At 67.4% G+C, this 20372-nt stretch carries 19 protein-coding genes; all 19 read left to right on the top strand.

Going from position 1 to position 20372, the window contains the following annotated elements:
- Positions 1–34 precede the first annotated feature (34 nt).
- Positions 35–2113, top strand: coding sequence for a potassium-transporting ATPase subunit KdpB (gene kdpB, locus F8A92_RS01800; RefSeq protein WP_228389115.1), 2079 nt, complete (start codon positions 35–37; stop codon positions 2111–2113).
- Between the two features lie 20 nt (positions 2114–2133).
- Complete coding sequence (kdpC, locus tag F8A92_RS01805) at positions 2134–2748, top strand: K(+)-transporting ATPase subunit C (protein ID WP_153502836.1); 615 nt, start codon at positions 2134–2136, stop codon at positions 2746–2748.
- Between the two features lie 49 nt (positions 2749–2797).
- Entirely contained in the window at positions 2798–3109 is a 312-nt protein-coding gene (locus F8A92_RS01810; protein ID WP_153502837.1) for a helix-turn-helix domain-containing protein, read from the top strand.
- Positions 3110–3413: 304 nt separating this feature from the next.
- Positions 3414–3503: a potassium-transporting ATPase subunit F gene (locus F8A92_RS18840; RefSeq protein WP_153502838.1), complete on the top strand. Its 90-nt coding sequence runs from the start codon at positions 3414–3416 to the stop codon at positions 3501–3503.
- Entirely contained in the window at positions 3503–5176 is a 1674-nt protein-coding gene (gene kdpA / locus F8A92_RS01820; RefSeq protein WP_034721426.1) for a potassium-transporting ATPase subunit KdpA, read from the top strand. Before F8A92_RS18840 ends, kdpA begins: the two co-directional genes overlap by 1 nt.
- The gene (kdpB, locus tag F8A92_RS01825) at positions 5173–7326 is read left to right on the top strand and encodes a potassium-transporting ATPase subunit KdpB (RefSeq protein ID WP_153502839.1); all 2154 of its coding nucleotides are present in this window, start codon (positions 5173–5175) and stop codon (positions 7324–7326) included. The genes kdpA and kdpB (F8A92_RS01825) overlap by 4 nt, the downstream gene beginning before the upstream one ends.
- A 15-nt stretch (positions 7327–7341) precedes the next feature.
- Complete coding sequence (gene kdpC / locus F8A92_RS01830; protein ID WP_153502840.1) at positions 7342–7956, top strand: potassium-transporting ATPase subunit KdpC; 615 nt, start codon at positions 7342–7344, stop codon at positions 7954–7956.
- Between the two features lie 3 nt (positions 7957–7959).
- The gene (locus tag F8A92_RS01835) at positions 7960–10494 is read left to right on the top strand and encodes an ATP-binding protein (protein WP_153502841.1); all 2535 of its coding nucleotides are present in this window, start codon (positions 7960–7962) and stop codon (positions 10492–10494) included.
- The gene (locus F8A92_RS01840; protein WP_034717961.1) at positions 10475–11170 is read left to right on the top strand and encodes a response regulator; all 696 of its coding nucleotides are present in this window, start codon (positions 10475–10477) and stop codon (positions 11168–11170) included. The genes F8A92_RS01835 and F8A92_RS01840 overlap by 20 nt, the downstream gene beginning before the upstream one ends.
- A gap of 268 nt (positions 11171–11438) precedes the next feature.
- Entirely contained in the window at positions 11439–12314 is an 876-nt protein-coding gene (locus tag F8A92_RS01845) for an AraC family transcriptional regulator (protein WP_194291322.1), read from the top strand.
- Between the two features lie 217 nt (positions 12315–12531).
- A complete protein-coding gene (locus F8A92_RS01850) occupies positions 12532–13617 on the top strand; it encodes an ImmA/IrrE family metallo-endopeptidase (RefSeq protein WP_153502843.1) in 1086 nt (361 codons plus the stop codon).
- On the top strand, positions 13617–14531 hold the full coding sequence (locus tag F8A92_RS01855) for a bifunctional DNA primase/polymerase (RefSeq protein WP_153502844.1): 915 nt from the start codon (positions 13617–13619) through the stop codon (positions 14529–14531). Before F8A92_RS01850 ends, F8A92_RS01855 begins: the two co-directional genes overlap by 1 nt.
- Positions 14528–15238: a DUF2637 domain-containing protein gene (locus F8A92_RS01860; protein ID WP_153502845.1), complete on the top strand. Its 711-nt coding sequence runs from the start codon at positions 14528–14530 to the stop codon at positions 15236–15238. Before F8A92_RS01855 ends, F8A92_RS01860 begins: the two co-directional genes overlap by 4 nt.
- Positions 15235–15639 carry a hypothetical protein gene (locus F8A92_RS01865; protein ID WP_153502846.1) on the top strand — a complete coding sequence of 135 codons (405 nt, stop codon included), beginning with the start codon at positions 15235–15237 and terminating at the stop codon, positions 15637–15639. The genes F8A92_RS01860 and F8A92_RS01865 overlap by 4 nt, the downstream gene beginning before the upstream one ends.
- 92 nt (positions 15640–15731) lie before the next feature.
- A complete protein-coding gene (locus tag F8A92_RS01870) occupies positions 15732–16613 on the top strand; it encodes a hypothetical protein (RefSeq protein ID WP_153502847.1) in 882 nt (293 codons plus the stop codon).
- Entirely contained in the window at positions 16610–17629 is a 1020-nt protein-coding gene (locus F8A92_RS01875) for a ParB N-terminal domain-containing protein (RefSeq protein WP_153502848.1), read from the top strand. Before F8A92_RS01870 ends, F8A92_RS01875 begins: the two co-directional genes overlap by 4 nt.
- A 52-nt stretch (positions 17630–17681) precedes the next feature.
- Positions 17682–18371: a flagellar basal body-associated FliL family protein gene (locus F8A92_RS01880; RefSeq protein ID WP_153502849.1), complete on the top strand. Its 690-nt coding sequence runs from the start codon at positions 17682–17684 to the stop codon at positions 18369–18371.
- A gap of 13 nt (positions 18372–18384) precedes the next feature.
- The gene (locus F8A92_RS01885) at positions 18385–20022 is read left to right on the top strand and encodes a M23 family metallopeptidase (protein WP_153502850.1); all 1638 of its coding nucleotides are present in this window, start codon (positions 18385–18387) and stop codon (positions 20020–20022) included.
- On the top strand, positions 20022–20288 hold the full coding sequence (locus tag F8A92_RS01890) for a DUF6112 family protein (protein ID WP_153502851.1): 267 nt from the start codon (positions 20022–20024) through the stop codon (positions 20286–20288). The genes F8A92_RS01885 and F8A92_RS01890 overlap by 1 nt, the downstream gene beginning before the upstream one ends.
- The last annotated feature ends 84 nt before the right edge of the window (positions 20289–20372 follow it).

The following is a 20372-nucleotide window of genomic DNA, read 5'->3' on the forward strand; positions in this document are numbered from 1 at the left end:
CGGTAGCGACACCCCTCGCGGCACCTTCTCCTGGGTGCAGCTCGTCACGGCGGCACCGGGTGCGTTCCGCAAGCTCGACCCGCGCCAGCAGTGGCGCAACCCGGTGATGTTCATCGTTTGGGTGGGGGCCGTGCTGACCACTGCTCTGGCGATCGCGGAACCGTTCCTCGGCGGGCCTGCTTCCTCCGGTGGGACTGCAGTGCCGTGGTCGTTCACCTGGGCGATCGCGGTTTGGCTGTGGCTCACGGTGCTGTTCGCCAATCTCGCCGAGGCGGTGGCCGAAGGCCGTGGGAAGGCGCAGGCGGAGTCGCTGCGCGAGACCCGCAGCACTACCACCGCTAGCCGTGTTACCGGACACTACGACGCGGTGACCGACGCAGGGGCGGAACGAGCGTTGCTGCAAGCTGTCTCCTCGGCCGAACTGCGGCTCGGAGATGTCGTGGTTGTCTCGGCGGGTGAGCTGATCCCCGGCGACGGTGACATCGTGTGGGGAATCGCCTCCGTGGATGAGTCGGCGATCACCGGGGAGTCTGCGCCGGTGATCCGGGAGTCCGGCGGCGACCGCTCTGCCGTCACCGGCGGCACCCGGGTGCTCTCGGACCGGATCGTGGTACGCATCACCTCGCGACCCGGCGAGACGTTCGTGGATCGGATGATTGCCCTGGTCGAGGGGGCCGCGCGGCAGAAGACCCCGAACGAGATCGCGCTGAGCATACTGCTGGCCGCGCTGTCGATCATCTTCGTGACCGTTGCCCTCACGCTCAACCCGATCGCCTCCTACGCGGCCAGCCCGGTGAGCATCACCGTGCTGATCGCGCTGCTGGTGTGCCTGATCCCCACCACCATCGGGGCACTGCTGTCGGCGATCGGGATCGCCGGCATGGACCGGCTCGTGCAGCGCAACGTGCTGGCCATGTCCGGTCGTGCCGTGGAGGCCGCCGGGGATGTCACCACCCTGCTGCTGGACAAGACCGGCACGATCACCTATGGCAACCGCCGTGCCAGCGCGTTCGTCCCGCTTGCTGGCATCCAGCCGGGCGAGCTGAGTCGTGCTGCCGCGCTCGCCTCCCTCGCCGACCCGACACCGGAAGGGGCATCCATCGTGGAGCTCGCCGGTGCCGAGGGCGTTGAGGTCACACCCAGTGGGGGTGAGGTCGTCCCGTTCACCGCGCAGACCCGGATGTCCGGCCTCGACCTGTCCGATGGGACCCAACTGCGCAAGGGGGCCGGTTCGGCGATAACGTCATGGCTGGAGGCCGATGGCCGGCCCCTGCCGTCCAGCGTGATTGCCGAGGTCGAGGAACACACCGAGCACATCTCCCGCTCCGGGGGAACACCGCTCGTCGTCGCTATCAAAGCCCCCGGCGTCCCCCCGCAGATTCTCGGGATCGTGCACCTGAAAGACATCGTGAAGGACGGACTAGCGGACCGCTTCGCCGAGCTGCGGTCGATGGGCATCCGCACCGTCATGATCACCGGCGACAACCCGCTGACCGCTGCGGCGATCGCGAAAGAGGCCGGCGTCGATGACTACCTCGCCGAGGCCACCCCCGAGGACAAGCTCGTACTCATCCGTAAGGAGCAAGACGGCGGCAATCTCGTGGCGATGACCGGTGACGGCACCAACGACGCGCCCGCGCTGGCCCAGGCGGATGTCGGGGTCGCGATGAACACGGGCACGTCGGCAGCGAAAGAAGCAGGCAACATGGTCGATCTCGACTCCGATCCGACCAAGCTCATCGACATCGTACGGATCGGAAAGCAGTTGCTCATCACTCGCGGGGCGCTCACGACGTTCTCGATCGCGAACGACATCGCGAAATACTTCGCAATCATCCCAGCAATGTTCATGGGGGTGTTTCCCGGTCTTGCGGTGCTGAACATCATGGGACTGCACTCACCTGCATCGGCGGTGCTCTCCGCGATCATCTTCAACGCCATCATCATCGTGCTGCTGGTGCCGCTCGCGCTCCGCGGTGTGAAATACCGCGCACTGAGCGCTTCCAAGACATTGAACCGCAACCTGCTCATCTACGGCGTCGGCGGAATCATCGCGCCATTCGTTGGGATCAAACTCATTGACCTCGTAGTCAGCCTGATCCCCGGATTCTGATTCACCAGTGAAAGGTCATCATGAATACCCACATTCGCGCGAACACGCGCGTCATCCTCGTCGCCGCACGCGCCATGCTGGTGTTGACGGTTGTTCTGGGCGTGGTCTATCCGCTGGCGATCACGGGGATAGGGCAGCTCGTGTTCCCGTGGCAGTCGAACGGGTCGATCGTGACCACCAGCGATGGCGAACCGGTCGGTTCGGCACTGATCGGTCAGTCCTTCACCGACGCCGCCGGCAATCCGCTGCCCGAGTACTTCCAGCCCCGCCCCTCCGCCGCCGGTGACGGTTACGACGCCGGCGCCTCCTCCGGGTCAAACCTCGGACCGGAGAACCCCGACCTGATCGCAGCGATCGCCGAACGGCGAGCCCAGATCGCCGCGTTCAACGGCGTCCAGCCCTCAGAGGTGCCCGCCGATGCGGTGACCGCCTCCGGCTCTGGGCTGGACCCGCATATCAGTCCCGCCTACGCGGCGATCCAGGTACAGCGGGTCGCGGAAGCACGCGGCCTGCCCGTGGAGACTGTTCGCGCCCTGGTCGCCTCGCACACCCAAGACCGCGACCTGGGTTACCTCGGCCAGCCCCGCATCAACGTCCTAGAGCTTAATCTGGCCTTAGATCGGTGGAATGACTGAGCAGTAAGGGCTGCCTTCCTTCGTTCTTGCTAGTGGCTAACGTTGGGTGATGGCTGAACGGTCGGGTCGGCGTGAGCAGACGAGGCGGCGACTGCTGGATGCGGCGCTGAGGCTGTTCGAGGAGCGCGGCTACGACCAGACGAAGACCGCGCAGATCGCTGCGCAGCCGAGGGGAGCGATGACGCTGTTTCGTCATTTCGCCTTGAAGGGTCGGCGGGTAGTCGACGGTCCGTACGACTCGGTGATCGCGGCGGCGACCGTGTCCCAGCCGAACGACCTGCTGGTGCTCGCCCGCGTCGCGACGGCCATGCAGCGTCGACTGCGGATCGCTGCGCGAACGCCGAGCCTGGTAGGCGAGTAGTTCGAGCGACACCCGAAGCGCTGGGTCGGCCTCGCCCTTTCATTCAGCACGGCAACAAGAACTCCCAATCGGACTCGCGCGACAGCGAGACCGTTTGGATAGCGCGAGGGTTGCCGCAATCCCCGTATGCGTTCCGTTAGGAGTGCTCCTCGCGAGCTGCGTCTCGGTGTTGTATCGGGACTCAGAGTTCCCGTGAGGGATGCAGTCGAGGAACGGAGTCTTCAGTGCTGGATGTGGCCTACCTGCTTGGCAGCGTGGCACTGCTGGTCGGGATCAGCATGCTCGGGAAGGCGCTAGCAAGGCTGTGATCGTCGTGGAGGTGATCGCTGCGGCGCTGGCCGTCGCGGCGATCGTGTATCTGGTGTTCGCATTGGTCTCGCCGGAGCGGTTCTGATGGAGTGGCTTATCGCCATCTGCGCCCTGTTGACGCTGGGTGTCCTCCTCGTCGTGGCGTACCGCCCTCTGGGTGACTACATGGCGTGGGTCTTCACGACACCTAAGAGCTGGAAGGTCGAGCGGGGACTGTACCGGCTGGTAGGTGTGAATCCGGACAGCGAACAGTCCTGGCAGGCGTATCTGCGTGCGGTCCTGGTCTTTTCCGGCGCGGGACTGGTCGGACTCTATCTCCTGCAACGCACACAGCATCTGTTGCCGTACTCGCTTGGCCTGCCGCCGGTCCGCGAAGACCTCGCGTTCAATACCGCAGCGTCGTTCGTGGGGAACACGAACTGGCAGGCTTACTCGCCCGAACAGACCCTCGGCTACCTCGTGCAGATGGCCGGCCTGTCGGTTCAGAACTTCGTGTCGGCTGCCGTGGGAATGGCGGTCGCGGTCGCGCTGGTGCGCGGGTTGGCTTACCGCCGGGGCGGCAGCATCGGCAACTTCTGGGTGGACCTGGTGCGCGGGACGCTGCGCATCCTGCTGCCGTTCTCGGTGCTGGCCGCGCTCGTCCTACTCGCAGGCGGGGTGATCCAGAACTTCAACGGTTTCACCGACGTGACCACCCTGACCGGCAGCCCCCAGACGATCCCCGGCGGGCCGGTCGCCTCGCAAGAGGCGATCAAGATGCTAGGCACCAACGGTGGTGGGTTCTTCAACGCGAACTCGGCTCATCCGTTCGAGAACCCGTCCCCCTGGGCGAACCTGTTCCAGGTGTTCCTGCTGCTAGTCATCCCATTCTCCCTGCCGCGCACCTTCGGGCGGATGGTGGGCGACCATCGCATGGGGTACGCGATCGCAGCGGCGATGGCCGTGCTGTTCGTGGTGGTGTTCACGCTAGTGACCGCGTTCGAGCTGGCCGGCAAGGGTACCGCTCCGGAGTTGGCAGGCAGCGCGATGGAGGGCAAGGAGCAACGGTTCGGGATTATCGGATCAACCCTGTTCGCCACTGCCACCACGGGAACCTCCGGAGGTGCGGCGAACTCGATGCACGGGTCCTACACGGCGCTGGGTGGGATGGTCGCGATCCTCAACATGATGCTCGGTGAGGTCTCGCCGGGTGGCGTCGGGGCCGGCCTCTACACGATCTTGGTGATGGCCGTGATCGCTGTGTTCCTGACCGGGCTGCTGCTGGGTCGGGCACCGGTGTTCCTCGGCAAACGCGTCGGGGTGCGCGAGGTGAAGCTCGCAAGCCTGTTCATCCTGGTGATGCCGGCTCTCGCGCTGGCCGGGATGGCGATCAGTCTGGCGATCCCAGCAGTGCACGAGGAGATAGTGACCGAGGGCATGGGCAATCCCGGTGCGCACGGCATGTCCGAGGTTCTGTACGCATTCGTTTCCGCCGCCATCAACAATGGCTCCGCGTTCGCCGGGTTCAGTGCGGACACCCCCTGGCTCAACACCACCCTGGGGGTCATCATCCTGCTGGGCCGGTTCGTCCCGATCGCCTTGGTGCTGGCGTTGGCGGGCTCGTTCGCGGCACAAGACCGTGCCGCGTCGACCGCCACCGAACTGCCGCTGCACCGACCACAGTTCGTGGCCCTGCTCGTCGGTGTCATCGTGTTCGTCGCGGTCCCGACGTTCATCCCCGTTCTGATGGTGGGTCCGCTGGCGGAGGGGCTGGGATGACGATGGCATCAACGGTGCAACGCTTCACCGGCAGGCGTGTCTGGCCTCGAATCCGGATGCTCTGGCGGGCCATTCGCCCCTTGCTGGGGAGCACGATTCGCAAACTCAACCCTAGGTCACAAGCACGCAACCCGGTGCTGTTCATCGTGTGGTGCGGGGCTGCGCTGACGACCATCGTCGCGATCGGCGAACCGTTCGTCGGCGGGCCCGCACCATCCGGCGGAACCGTGCTACCCGCAGGTTTCACCTGGACGATCGCCGTCTGGCTGTGGCTGACCCTTCTTGCCGCGAACCTCGCCGAGTCGCTGGCCGAGGGGCGCGGGCGAGCGCGGACGAGTTCGCTCCGGCTCATCCGGGAGAGCACCACCGCACATCGTGTGCATCATTATGATGCGGAGAACGACGCGGGCGGTCACAGATCGAGCATCCGCGACGTGAACTCCGCGGAACTACAGCCCGGCGACATCGTGGTCTTGACCACCGGGGACGTGATTCCCGCAGACGGTGAGGTTATCTGGGGCATCGCGTCCGTGGACGAGTCGGCAATCACCGGGGAGTCTGCGCCGGTCATCCGCGAGTCCGGCGGCGACCGCTCTGCCGTCACCGGCGGCACCCGGGTGCTGTCGGATCGGGTCATCGTGCGTGTCACGACACCCCTGGGGGACACCGAGGTCGACCGGATGATCGTGCTCGCCGAGGGTGCTCGCCGGCAGAAAGCACCGAATGAACTCGCGTTGAGTGCGCTGCTGGCCTCGTTCTCGGTATCCTTCGTCCTGATCGCGCTGACGCTCAACGCGGTCGCCTCACCGGTCGCGAGCCCCGTGTCCATCCCGGTCTTGGTCGCGTTGGTGACCTGTCTGATCCCGACCGAAATCGCAGCCTTGCTGTCGGTCACCGGTATTGCCGGTATGTATCGGCTGCTGCAGCGCAACGTGCTCGTGGACTCCGGCCATGCACTCGAGACCGCCGGGGACATCACGACAGTCCTACTCGACAAGACCGGCACAATCACGCAGGGCGATCGCCGCGCTACTCGTTTCACCCCGGTCGCCGGTGCCACGATGGACGAGCTGATGTGGGCTGCAGAGCTGTCGTCGCGGGATGACCCCACCCCGGAGGGAACTTCCACGGTGGAGTTGGCGCATCGACAGGGGTTCGCCGCAGCCAACGACCCGCCGGACGCGGGAAGGGGAGTGCCGTTCAGCGCCCAGACTCGGATGTCCGGTCGTGACCTGCCCGATGGGAGCAGCGTTCGGAAGGGCGCCGAGTCGGCGATCCTGGGCTGGCTCAAGCACGTTGGCACACAGCAGACACGTCATGTGGTGGACGAACTGCGTTCACAGACCGCTGCGATCGCGCATGCCGGGGGAACACCGTTGGTGGTCGCGGTCAAGCGGGCAGGTGGACCAGGGCAGGTTCTCGGGGTCATTGAGCTCAGGGATGTTGTCAAGGAAGGCGTTCCCGCCCGGCTCAGCCAACTGCGTGCCTTGGGAATCAGAACTCTGATGGTCACCGGCGATAATCCGTTGACCGCTGCGGCGATCGCGAAAGAGGCCGGCGTCAATGATTATCTCGGTGACGCGAGGCCCGAGGACAAGCTCAATCTCATCAAGCAGGAGCAGGCGGCAGGCCACTTCGTAGCGATGAGCGGCGATGGCACCAATGACGCCCCAGCGCTGGCCCAGGCGGATGTCGGGGTCGCGATGAACACCGCGACTTCGGCTGCCAAAGAGGCGGCGAACATGATCGTCCTCGACGACGACCCCACCAAGCTGGTGGAGATCATCGACATCGGCAGACGGCAGATGGCGACGCGCGGCGCGCTGACGACCTTCAACATCGCCAACGATCTAGTGCGCTACGTGGCGCTCTTCCCGGCTCTGTTCGTCGGTGTGTTCCCCGGCCTTGCCACGTTGAACATCCTGGGCCTGCACTCACCTGCCTCTGCCATCTTGTCTACGGTCATCTTCGGGGTCGTGGTGATCGCGATCTTGATCCCGCTGGCGCTCATCGGCGTGCCGTACCGGATGGCAAATCTCGCACGCGCGTTGAACCGCAACCTGCTGTTCTATGGGGTAGGCGGCCTGCTGGTACCCGTCATCGGGATCAAGCTAATCGACCTGATCGTCGGACTCCTCCCCGGTTATTGAAAGGACGCCTTTCTCGTGAACGGTTCTGCCCGCAGTTCCGCCCGCACGGTGTGGACTGCGGTGCGCATCATGCTGGTGTTGACGGTTGTTCTGGGCGTGGTCTATCCGCTGGCGATCACGGGGATAGGGCAGCTCGTGTTCCCGTGGCAGTCGAACGGGTCGATCGTGACCACCAGCGATGGCGAACCGGTCGGTTCGGCACTGATCGGTCAGTCCTTCACCGACGCCACCGGCAATCCGCTGCCCGAGTACTTCCAGCCCCGCCCCTCCGCCGCCGGTGACGGTTACGACGCCGGCGCCTCCTCCGGGTCAAACCTCGGACCGGAGAACCCCGACCTGATCGCAGCGATCGCCGAACGGCGAGCCCAGATCGCCGCGTTCAACGGCGTCCAGCCCTCAGAGGTGCCCGCCGATGCGGTGACCGCCTCCGGCTCTGGGCTGGACCCGCATATCAGTCCCGCCTACGCGGCGATCCAGGTACAGCGGGTCGCGGAAGCACGCGGCCTGCCCGTGGAGACTGTTCGCGCCCTGGTCGCCTCGCACACCCAAGACCGCGACCTGGGTTACCTCGGCCAGCCCCGCATCAACGTCCTAGAGCTTAATCTGGCTGTAGAAGAAGTGGAGGGCTGAGCCATGACTGCGCGGGGGCGGCTTCGGGTGCTGCTCGGAGCAGCACCTGGCGTGGGCAAGACCTACGCCATGCTGGAGGAGGGTCGGCGTCTGGTCGATGAAGGCAAGAACGTCGTGGTCGCCATTGTGGAGACACACGGACGCGCCGCCACAGCCAGTATGGCCGAAGGACTTTCGCTCATCCCACGTCGCATGGTTAGTCACCGCGACGTTACCTTGACCGAGTTAGACGTCGATGCGGTGATCGCCACCAGGCCCGACATCGCATTGGTGGACGAGCTTGCGCACACCAACGCCCCCGGTTCACGGCATGAAAAGCGGTGGGAAGATGTGCAACAGATTCTTGACGCTGGCATCGACGTCATCTCTACCCTCAATATCCAGCACATCGAGTCGCTGAATGATGTCGTCGAGCAGATCACTGGCGTCCCGCAGCGCGAGACCATTCCCGATGACATCCTGCGCGCCGCCGACTCGATGGAAGTCATCGACCTCGACCCGCAAGCACTGCGCGATCGGCTCGCCGGCGGCCTCATCTACCCTGCCGAGCGCGTCGACGCTGCCCTGTCCAACTACTTCCGGCTCGGTAACCTCACCGCCCTGCGCGAGCTCGCGCTGCTGTGGCTGGCTGATGAGGTCGACCAAGCCTTGCAGAGCTACCGGGCCGAGCACGGCATCGACAGCACCTGGGAGGCACGCGAGCGGGTCGTCGTGACCCTCACCGGCGGGCCTGAGGGCGAGACGCTGCTGCGCCGTGGGGCGCGCATCGCCGCCCGTTCCGGTGGTGGCGAGTTGCTGGCGGTCCATGTATCCAGCCAAGACGGGCTTCGCACCGCCAACCCGGCCGCTCTCGCCCAGCAGCGGGCGTTGGTCGAGAAGCTCGGCGGCACCTACCACCAGGTCGTCGGTAGCGACATTCCCCAAGCCCTGGTCGAGTTCGCCAAGTCCGTGAACGCCACCCAGCTCGTCATCGGAGTGAGCCGGCGCGGCAGGATCGCCGCCGCACTCACAGGACCAGGCATCGGCGCCACGGTCATCCGCGAGGCCGGCAACATCGATGTCCATATCGTCAACCATGCGGCAGCCGGCGACCGGTTCGCCCTTCCGCGCATCGGCGGTGCGTTGACGCTGAAACGCCGAGTCGCTGGCTTCGCGGTCGCGCTTGTCGGTGGCCCCTTGCTCACGTGGCTGCTCGCGTCGCTTCGGAGTGAGGACTCGATCACCAGCGACGTCCTGAGCTATCAACTCCTCGTCGTGATCGTGGCGCTCACCGGCGGCATCTGGCCCGCACTGTTTGCCGCGGTCATGTCCGGGCTCACCTTGGACTTCTTCTTCGTCGAGCCGTTGTACACCGTGACGGTCAACGAACCCTTCCATCTGCTCGTGCTGAGCCTCTATGTCGTCATCGCGGTCCTCGTCAGCTACGTGGTTGACCGTGCCGCCCGAGAGTCCCGGGTCGCTCGTCGCGCCGCGGCAGAGTCGGAGTTGCTGGCCACCGTCGCCGGTAGCGTGCTGCGTGGGCAGGGCGCCGTGCAAGCGCTCGTCGAGCGCACCAGGGAAGCATTTGGCATGGCTGGGGTTCGCCTGCTCCAAGGAGACACTGTGCTCGCGACCAGCGGCGAACCCCTTCCCGACAATCAGTGCGTTCGAGTTCCCATCGGCAATCGGGCGACTCTCGAACTACACGGACATGACCTAGAAGCCTCCGAACAACGCCTCCTCAACGTTGTTGCCGCACAACTTGACGCCGCGCTGGAGCACTCCGATCTGACCGAGACAGTGGGCGAGATCGGGCCGCTGGCAGCCTCCGACCGAGTACGCAGCGCCCTCTTGTCGGCTGTCAGCCATGACTTGCGCCGTCCTCTCGCGGCGGCCATCGCGGCCGTCAGCGGACTACGTTCCACGCGCCACTCACTCAGTGAAGCCGACAGATCAGAACTGCTCGCGACTGCCGACGAGAGTCTGGCGACCCTGGCGACCCTCGTCACCGACCTCCTCGATGTCAGCAAGCTCCAAGCCGGAGTGCTGAGCATCGCCCGCACTCCCGTCGATCCCGCCGACGTGATCCTCGCCGCCGTTGACGAACTCCATCTTGGACCCGACACCGCCGGGTTGGACTTGGACGCCGACGTGCCGCAAGTCTTGGCCGATCCGGTGCTTCTTCAACGAGTCGTGGTCAATCTGTTGTCAAACGCTGCACGATACTCACCACCGGGCTCGCGAGTCCGAGTGACTACCAGCGCGTTCGCCGGATCGGTGGAGATCCGCGTGATCGACAACGGACCCGGCATCCCACCTGAGCGACGCGACGACGTGTTCGTGCCTTTCCAGCGCCTGGGCGACACTGACAACACCACCGGCCTTGGCCTCGGCCTTGCGCTGTCTCGCGGATTTATCGAGGGAATGGGTGGAACTCTCACACCCGAAGACACGCCAGGCGGCGGGGTCACGATGGTTGTGGCCCTTCCCGCTGTCGGTGCCGAACCACCCAGCACGAATCAGAAAGGCGATGAAGGTCATGAGAATCCTGATCGCTGACGATGACCCACAGATACTCCGCGCGCTTCGCATCACGCTCGGAGCGGAAGGATATGAGATCATCACCGCAGCCGATGGTGCCGAGGCCATCAACAGCGCTGTCCAGCACCACCCGGACATCTTCATGATCGACCTGGGCATGCCCAAGCTCAACGGCATCGAGGTCATCAACGGCATCCGAGGATGGTCCGCGGCACCCATCCTTGTCATCTCCGGTCGCAGCGGAGCTGCCGACAAGGTAGAAGCCCTTGACGCTGGCGCCGACGATTACGTCACCAAGCCGTTCTCCATCGACGAACTGCTCGCCCGAATCCGCGCGCTCACTCGCAGGGTTGTGCGCGATGACGCTGATCCGATCGTCTCCTTCGGCAACGTCACAGTTGACCTATCGGCACACCAGGTGACCCGACGCACCAAGAGTGGACCACAAACGGTGAGACTGACGCCGACCGAATGGCAGGTGCTCGAACAACTCATCCGAAATCCAGGAAAGCTCGTCACACGCCAGACCCTGCTAACGGAGATATGGGGTTCCGAACACGTAACCGATACCGGATACCTGCGCCTGTACATCGCCCAACTGCGCAAGAAGCTGGAGCCGTACCCCGCCGCACCCAAGTACATCATCACCGAGGCCGGAATGGGCTACCGTCTTCACGTCCCCGAGGCAAGCTAGGCACGATCCTGCACTGCCCCAGCGGCTCGAACCGGGAGCCGTTCTCTCAGCGCTGGACGTGTCGAAACCGTTAGGATCGGCGCCTACGCCGTATGCATCTCGTTAGGACTGGCGCAGGCGCCTGTGCGGGGTCGTTAACTGCATCAATGAGGGGACGACGGGTCGGCAGGGTTTGAGCCGCGCTGATCCAAGCGCGGCGGGGTCCGTGCGCTCGAACGGGCTTCCCATGACGGCGGTCGAGAGCGTACGCACAGCCCCTATGCGTCGGGTGACCTTTCGCCATGCAAAGGCGGTGCATGTCATGGCCGGCGCGGCGCGAATCCACACGGCGACCGGTATCCACGAGCTCCGCAGTGGCTCGGTGCTGTTTCTGGGTGCAGGCAGGTGGTGCTCCATCCAGCCGACGCCACGTGTTCGGACGTGGACTGTCTACATGGATGAGGTCTTCCTTCGCAGCCAGCTTCGATGGGTGTTTACGGATTCGACTCGGCTTCGGGAGTCGATTTCCCATGTTGACGACTGGGATGGGTCGGCTTTCGTCCACGTCGTGGGCCAAGATGCCTTGAAGCGGATGGAGCCACTATGGCGACAGATCAGCCTCGTCAGTTCTCATGACGACCCCGAGTTCGCGGTGACGAGTCTCATATCGTTGTTCGCGCAGTTGATCGAAATCGCGCTGCCCACGGTCCTTACACCGGATCATCCTTTGGGAACGCTGTCGCCGCTGCCGATCAAGGGTCGGCTGACGCAGCGAAGCCGTCACCCCTCGGTTGATCGTGCCGTGATCCTCCTGCGAACGAGAATGTCGGACCCCTGGACCATCAGTCTCTTGGCGCAGGAAGTGGCAATGTCGCGAAGCCAGCTCAGCCGAACGTTCAGCCAGCAAGTCGGGCTGTCACCTTTCCGCTTCCTAACGGAGAGTCGCCTTACGGAGTTTACGCGCCTTGTCGAGGAGACCGACCTTCCCATCTACGTTGCTGCTCGTCAGGTGGGCTGGGGGGACCCTCGTGTGGCTGCGTCCTGGTTCCGACGACGATTCGGTGTTTCTCCTACACATTTTCGATCACACCCACACGCCAGCCATACCGATGATCTGGCAAGCCGTCGGCTACGCAAGCACGGTCGCGAGGCGGCGGATGCGTAACTTGTCGCGCAACATGCGCCGCAAGACTCGACTTCATCGCGCGGCTCTAGGCGCAGGAGGCGCAAGGGGCTAGAGAGGACCAATACGTCGGGTTTCATCACGGAGCCTGACGGTCGTCATCTTCCTCGTCCGTCTCGTCTCATTGATCTACCTGGCGCACCTTGCGGTCGCACGGTCGCTCCCTCTTGGGGTGACCCAGGCGGAGGGAGGCCAGACGGTGGCTGCGAACGAGGACAAGCAGGCGACGCTCGACGTGCTGGAAGAGCGCATCGTGCGCTCGGTCGAGGAGCTGGTGTCGGGCGATGACTGGCGGCGGGCGATGGAGTTCGCGGCGAGGTTCCGCACGCGCTCGTTCAACAACACGCTGCTGATCTGGGTGCAGCATTTGGAAGCCTACGAACAGGGGCGGGTGCCGACGCCTACGCCGACGTGGGTTGCCGGGTACAACGACTGGCGGAAGATGGGTCGCTGGCCGGAGAAGGACGGCGGCTATCGGATTCGCGGTCCGGTCAAGGCGAGGTTCGCCTCAGCGACCCCGCGCGACCCGGCGTCGTGGCGGCGGCTGGGCAAGTGGGAGAAGCCGCGGCCCAGCGAGGTCGTGCGTCGCCGGATCGTCAACGTCGTCCCGGCCTATGTGTGGGATGTGTCGAGGACGCACGGCGCATCGCTTCCTGAGCTGCCGCGTCCGAGGCTGCTGGAAGGCGAAGCCCCCGCCGGCCTCTGGGAAGGCTTGGCCGGGCAGGCGGAGTCGCTGGGGTTCGAGGTGCTGCGGATGCCGCGCGACCGCATGGAGCGGGGCGCGAACGGCTGCACCGACTTCGAGACCCGTCAGTTGATGGTCTGTGCGGACATGGACCCGGCCGCGCAGGTCAAGACCATCGCGCACGAGCTGGCGCATGTCCGGCTGGATGGCCCGAACCAGCAGGACGACGCCCGCGAGCATCGCGGGATCAGCGAGGTACGGGCCGAGTCCGTGGCGCTGATGATCGCCGCCGCGCACGGCATGGACACCAGCGACTACACGATCCCGTATGTCGCCGGCTGGGCGGCCAAGGTGGACGGGAAAGACCCGGTGGCGGTCGTGCGCGCTACGGGCGAGCAGGTGCGCAGCACCGCATTCGACATCCTCGACAAGCTCGACACGCCGCAGCTCGGCAACGGCAACCCGTTGTCCCTGCGGGTGGACGGCCCACAGCGCACGCCGCAGGCTCAGGAGACGCCAGAACAGGCGCCGCGCCGGGTCGAGCCGCTGCCGGAACGGGAGACACCGGCGGCTCCGGTCGGCTCGGGACGGGGCCTGTGATGGTCGCCGCCGCGACGGCTGCCGCCGTGTTCGGTCAGCTCGACGGGGCGCCGCTGCCGGTCGCGGCGCGCGAGCTGGCGCGAGCCGGGGTGCCGGTGTTCCCCTGCGCGCCGGGCGGGAAGCGCCCGATCCCGGAGCGCGGGTTCCACGAGGCCAGCATCGACCTGGACCGGGTTGAGGGGTGGTGGCGGTCGCGGCCGACCGCGAACATCGGCATCCCGACCGGCGCCGCCTCGGGGCTGGTCGTGATCGACGTGGATGTGCACGGGGTCAACGGGTATGCCGCCTATGCGCGTGCGGCGCGGGCCGGGCTGGTCCCGGAGCCGTTGGCGGTCGTGCGCACGCCCACCGGCGGACAGCACGCCTACTTCCCGGCCGACTCGCACCAGGCGCAACGATCCTGGCAGGCCGGGAAGGTCGGCATCGACTGCCGCGGCGACGGCGGCTACATCATCGCGCCGCCCTCGTTGCTGCGGCTGGACGGCGTGCGCACCCCGTACCGGATCGAGCAGGCCGCGGCCGGTGCTGCCCGGCCGATAGATGCGGGCCGGCTGCGGGACTTCCTTGATCCTCGGCCCGCGCCCCGGCCGCGCCTCGCGGGGCCGGCGCGGCGGGAGGACGCGGAGCGGCTGGCAACGTGGCTGGGCCGGCAGGCCACCGACCGCAATCTCAAACTCTTCTGGGCCTCCTGCCGGTTGGCTGAGGGCGGGGTGCCGCTCGGGGATGCCCTGGACGCGATGGTGACGGCCGCGCAGTCGGATTTCGGGGAGCGGGAAATCACTCGCACCGTCTACAGCGCCTATCGCAGCGTCGGCGTCGGAGCCCGGCGGGACCGTCCCGCCGCATCGTCTTCGGGCGAGTTCGCTCGCGGGAACGTGCAGCAGCGGGCGCCCGCCACGCGGGGGCTGCCATGAAGGAGCTGCGCGGCCGCCGGTGGGCGGTCATCACCTCGGTCGCCGGGACGGTGTTCATCGCCGCCGGCGCGTTCTGGTTGTCGTTCACGTCCCTGGCCGACCTTGCCCGCCGCTCCGGGATCGGGGCCGGGCAGGCGTGGGCGTGGCCGCTGATCGTCGATGGCGTGATCGTGGTCTCCACGGTCGCCGTGGTGGCCCTCGCCGGTGAGCGGGCGGCGTGGTATCCGTGGGTGCTGCTGGTCGGCGGCGCCGCAGTGTCGGTGACGGCGAACTCGCTGCACGCGGTGGTCGCGGCCGACGCCGACGTGCCCGGCCCGCTCGCGGCCGCGGTCGCTGCTGTGCCGCCGGTCGTGTTGCTGGCGATCACGCATCTGACCGTCGTGCTGACCCGCGCCACCGCACGCCCCGCTACTGCGCCCGAGGTGCCACCGGCTGTCGAGCCGATCACCCCCGTGCCACAGCGCGAGGCGGCACCTCTCGACCCGCCACCTGCGGAGGCACGCGTCGCCGCTGCGGATGCGGACGGCGGGCCGGATCGTCGGGTGCTCGCGGCAGAGCTGCGCGAGCAGGACTGGTCGAACAAGGCCATCGCCCGGCACCTGGGCGTGCATCCCTCGACGGTGGGTCGCTGGCTGCCTCGTGCTCACCAGTCCGATGAGGCGGACCCCTCCGGGTCGCAGCCCGAGATGGAAGGAGCCCTGCCATGAATGACGAGGACCGGATGCGGGAGCGGCCTCACTCCGAGCCCAAGCCGCCGCCCCGTGAGCTGAACGACCCGAACCCGGCCGAGGCGACCGAAGCCGCGGGGACGCCGGATGCGGTCAAGGCCGCCGAGTCACGCAAGGCCGCGAAGGAGAGGCTGGCGCGGGTACGGGGCCGGGGCGTGGATTGGGTGCGCCCGACCGACCTGCTCGCCCAAGGTGGCGGCGCGCTGTCCCGCCGGGGCATCGACCGGACCGCCGATATGAACCGGCTCGTGCGCGCCCCGATTGAGAAGGGCGCGCGCTGGGTCGCCGAGCGAGCCAAGCGGCTGCCGCCTCTGAGCGCGTTCGGCCGTCGCGGCGGCGCCGAGCAGGGACCGCGCCGCTCCGGGGTCGGGATGAGGTAGCCGGGTGGTGATGAGTCATGGGCGCCCACTCCACAAAGGCGAGACCCGCAGTCGTCTGCGGGTGCACCTCGCCGCCGGGAGGTGCCCAGACCATGACCAACGACACCAGCACCATGAGCGAGAGTAGCGGCCGGCCGGCTGAGGACTACCGCACCAGCGAGGGCTTGCGTGCCCTGCTGAAACGGCTCCACGCCGCCGGTCGCGGCGCCTGGGAGCACGACCCGGTGGCGGCAGAGCTGATGGCGTTCGCGGCTGAGAAGTACGCGGCGCTGGCGCACAAGCACCGGCTCGATCCGTGGGAGGCCGCGTCGGCGGCGTTCGACGTGATGCGCACCAAGGCCGCCCGCACCGCCGATGACCCGTGGGCGGTCATCACGCACGCGGTGCGGATCACCTGCATCGCCGAGGAACGCGGCCAAGGGCTGCTGTGCTCGACCCACCAGGCACGCCGACCCCGCTACTCGATATTCCACGACCCCGAACGGCTTTCCGACCGCGAGAACGTCCTGAGCGACTACCATCCCGCGTTCCAGATCAAGGACGCCCACGACCACGACGACGCCCCGGAGCAGGCACCGGCCGAGCCGGCGGCGACCACGGCGGCGTCGGCGGTCGAGGACGCGATCACGCTGCTGATGCTGCTGGACTGGCCGGAGGGCACGGCACGCTCGGCGGTGGAGCACGTCTGCGTGGCGCTGACCCGCGTCGGGACCCGACACACCGCCTACGAGACGCTGCGACGCGACAAGCACGCCAGAGCCCTGATCGACCTTCCGGGACGCTCCTGGGCGGTGCTGCTGCGCGCCCTGCTCGGCTGCCCGGACCCGGCGCTCGCGGCGACCGGCGCGGGACGCGGCGTGCTGTTGCGGCTGCTGATCGGCGAGACGTTGCCGGTGCTGCTGCGCGATGACGACCTCGTGCTCACCCTCTCCCTGGCTACACCGGGTACGACGAAGGCGCGGGGTGCGGGATGAGCGCGCCGGCCGGACACATCGAGCTGGAGCGGGCGGTGGACTCCATCACGGTCGGCCATCGGCATCGCACGGACCTGGGCGACCTCGACGCGCTAGCGGCCTCGATCGACCGGGATGGGCTGTTGCAGCCGCCGACGATCACCCCGGACGGGGTGCTGGTGTGCGGGGCGCGCCGGCTGGCGGCGATCAAGAAGCTCGGCTGGCGTCGAGTCAGCGTGTGGGTGCGCTCCGGTATCTCGGACCGGCTGGGGCATCTGTTGGCCGAGCAGGACGACAACCAGCTCCACAAGCCGCTCACCCCGATCGAGGCCGAGGCGCTGTACCGGGAGATCAAGGAACTCATGGCCGAGGACGCCGCCCGCCGCAAGGCCAAGACCCAGTTCCACGAGGGCCACGAGCCAGGAAAGCATGGTCCCGCCGATTCGGCGGGACCATCGGACTCGCACCAGCTCGGAGATGCTCGTGCGCATGCGGCACGGATGGTGACCGGCTCGTCCTCCTACACCCGGCTGGAACAGATCGGGTACGTGCGACGCTTGGCTGACGACCCGACTGCCTCCGAGACGGTGCGCGCCCAGGCACGGGACGGAGTGACGCAGATCGAGGCCGGCGCGCCGGTCAACCCGATCTTCCAACGCCTTCACGACACCCAAGCCGAGGCCGACAGCGAGCGGGACCGGCGGTTGCACGAGCTGGCCGACGAAGCCCTGGCCCGCGTCCACGCCACCAAGACCCGCAAGGCCAGCAAGCCGGCCACGCCGAAGCGTCGACCAGCCGCCGAGGACGAGGGGCCGGCGCGGTACCCGGTGCGGGCGTTCGTGCTGACCTGGGCCGACCTGGAAGGGTGGTGGACCCACTACGACGTGGACGAGCTGGCTGTCGGGCTCACCGATGAGCAGGCCGAGGCGTTCTTCGTCGCCGTCGAGGGCACCACCGAGTTCGCCGACCAGCTCCGTACCGCCCGCACCACCGCCGCCTCTGAGTCGGCGGGCCGGCCGCTGCTGCGCGCCCTCTGATCCGCGCCGCCGTCGTCGCTCTCGTCGTTCGGGGCGGTGAGCACCTGGCGGTATGAAGACGAATCCCGCCTCCTGGTCCCGTGGCCGCCTGATCGCCGTGATTGCCGTCGGCCTCGTCCTGCTGATCCTGGTCGGCATCGGCGTCTACGGGCTGATCGCCGGCCCGCAACGACCTGCCGCACCTGATCCCGGACAGGACCCCACGGTCACCGCGCCGGGTGAGACCGGGCCGAGTACGTCGCGGCTGCCGCGGGTCATGCCGTCCAGCGATCCCGACGAGTTTGCCCGCAACGTCGCCGAGGCCCTGTTCGCGTGGGATACTGGCTCGGGGCTGATGCCCTTGGACTACACCAGCGTGATCCTCGCGGTGGGCGACCCGTCCGGCACCGAGCAGGCCGGCCTCGCCGCCGACATCGCCTCGTATCTGCCCTCGCGTGAGGCGTGGATCGAGCTGCGCAGGTACGCCACCACTCAGCACCTCACCATCGAGTCCTCGTTCGTGCCCGAGGCATGGGACACCGCGGTCGAGCAGGCCCAGCCCGGCCAGCTCCCGCGTGGTGCGACCGCGGTCACGATCGAGGGAACCCGGCACCGTGAGGGCGTCTGGAACGGCGAGACGGTCACGAGCGAGCATCCGGTTTCGTTCACCGTGTTCCTGGCCTGCCCGCCTCCGGCGCCGGAGTTCCGCACCGGCCTGTGTCATGTGCTGCGCCTGTCGCAGCTCGACAACCCGCTGCGATGACAGAGGGCGCGTCGTGGTCAAGAAGCTCCTCATCCTCGGACTCGCCTTCGTCCTGTTCGGCCCTGCCTGTGTCCTGCTGGCGATCGGCGTGCTGATGAATCCCGCCGCCGCGAACTGCGCCGTCCCCGGCGGCAGCGTCACCGTGGGCAACATCCCCGAATCGCTGACCGTCACCACGCAGGACGGCACCACATTCACGCTGAACCGGCAGCAGCTCACGCACGCGGCCACGATCATCACAATCGGCAACAGCATCGAGGGTGTAGGGCGGCCCGGCATCACGATCGCGCTGATGGCCGCGCTCACCGAGAGCACCCTGCGCCAGCTCGCCAACACGGGCGCCTACCCCGAGTCCGCGAACTACCCCAACGATGGCAACGGCGGTGACCACGACTCCCTCGGCTTGTTTCAGATGCGCCCGCAATCGGGTTGGGGAACCGTCGCGGAGCTGATGGACACGAACTATCAGGCCCGCGCGTTCTACGGCGGACCCGATGGCCCGAACTATCCCTCGCCGCGGGGCCTGCTGGACATTCCCGGCTGGGCGCAGATGGACCCCGGCGAGGCCGCGCAGGCTGTCGAGGTCAGTGCCTATCCTGACCGCTATCGCAACTACGAGCCGGTCGCCGAGCGCATCCTCGACGCCCTCACCGGCGCGGCGGGTGCGGCTGGCCCGGCCGCCGCCCCGTTGGCGGCGGGTCCGGTCGCGGAGTCCTCGCGGGTTGTGTTCCCGCTCCCCGAGGGAACCTGGGTGCTCACCAGCGAGTTCGGGCCGCGCATCCATCCGATTACCGGGGAACCGTCGTTCCACACCGGCACCGACTTCGCCGCCCCGGACGGCACGCCGATCCTCGCCGCCGCGGACGGCACCGTGACCGTGGCCGAGTTCTCCGGCGGCTACGGCGGGCTGATCGTCATCGAGCACCAGATTGACGGGCAGACCGTGGCGACCGCGTACGCGCATATGTGGCAGTCCGGCATCCACGTCGCGGCCGGTGACCGGGTGACCGCGGGTCAGCACATCGGCGATGTCGGCAGCTCCGGGAACAGCACGGGACCGCATCTGCATTTCGAGGTCCGGCCCGGCGGCACGACCGGCGAGGCCGTCGACGCCGCAGCGTGGCTCAACGATCACAACGCGGCCGACCTGCCCGAAGCCACGGTCGGCAGCCCCGCCGACTGCGACACCAGCGGCGGCACCGCGGGCGCGCCGGCCCCATTGGACGGCGACCCCGACCAGATGGTCGATGACCCCACCAGCAGCGGGCAGATCACCGCGCGCATGGCGCACGTCATGGCCCAGGCCCGCGCCGCCTTCCCCGACACCTCGTGGGCGTGCTACTCGCCCCGTCCCGGCACCGTCTCCGAACACCCGCTGGGCCGCGCCTGTGACGTGACATTCGGCAACGCCATCGGCCAGTACCCGACACCCGCGCAACTCGAAGCCGGGTGGGCGCTCACGAACTGGATCAAAGACCACGCCGAGGTCCTGGGCGTGGAGTACCTGATCTGGCAAGGCCAGATATGGTCCCTCGCACGCGACGCCGAAGGCTGGCGCCCCTACAACGGCGGCGGGATGCACGACCCCGGCAACGTGACCGGCGGGCACTTCGACCACCTGCACATCACCGTCCAAGCCGGCGGTGCGTAATGGACGTGTTCCCCGACTTCGACGGGCTGGGCGGCATCGGTGATCTGAAACAGGTCATCGGCGCCCTGCTGATGATCGTGCTGATCGTCGCAGTGCTCATGGTGATCGTCTCCGCGATCTGCTGGGCGTTCGGCGCCTCGCACGGCAACCCCGCCCTCGCCTCCAAAGGCAGGGTCGGGGTGCTCGTCGGCGTCGGAGCCGCCGCGCTCGCCGGCGCCGGGGTCGCGTGGGTGAACTGGCTCATCGCCCTCGGCAACCAGCTCTGACCCGCACCGAGTCAAGGCCCGCACGTGGACGGGGCCTTTCTCATGCTCTCACGCGCTGGCTGGGTGTCCAGTCGCTCTCCGGCC

This window comes from Cumulibacter manganitolerans (assembly GCF_009602465.1).
Lineage (GTDB): Bacteria > Actinomycetota > Actinomycetes > Mycobacteriales > Antricoccaceae > Cumulibacter > Cumulibacter manganitolerans.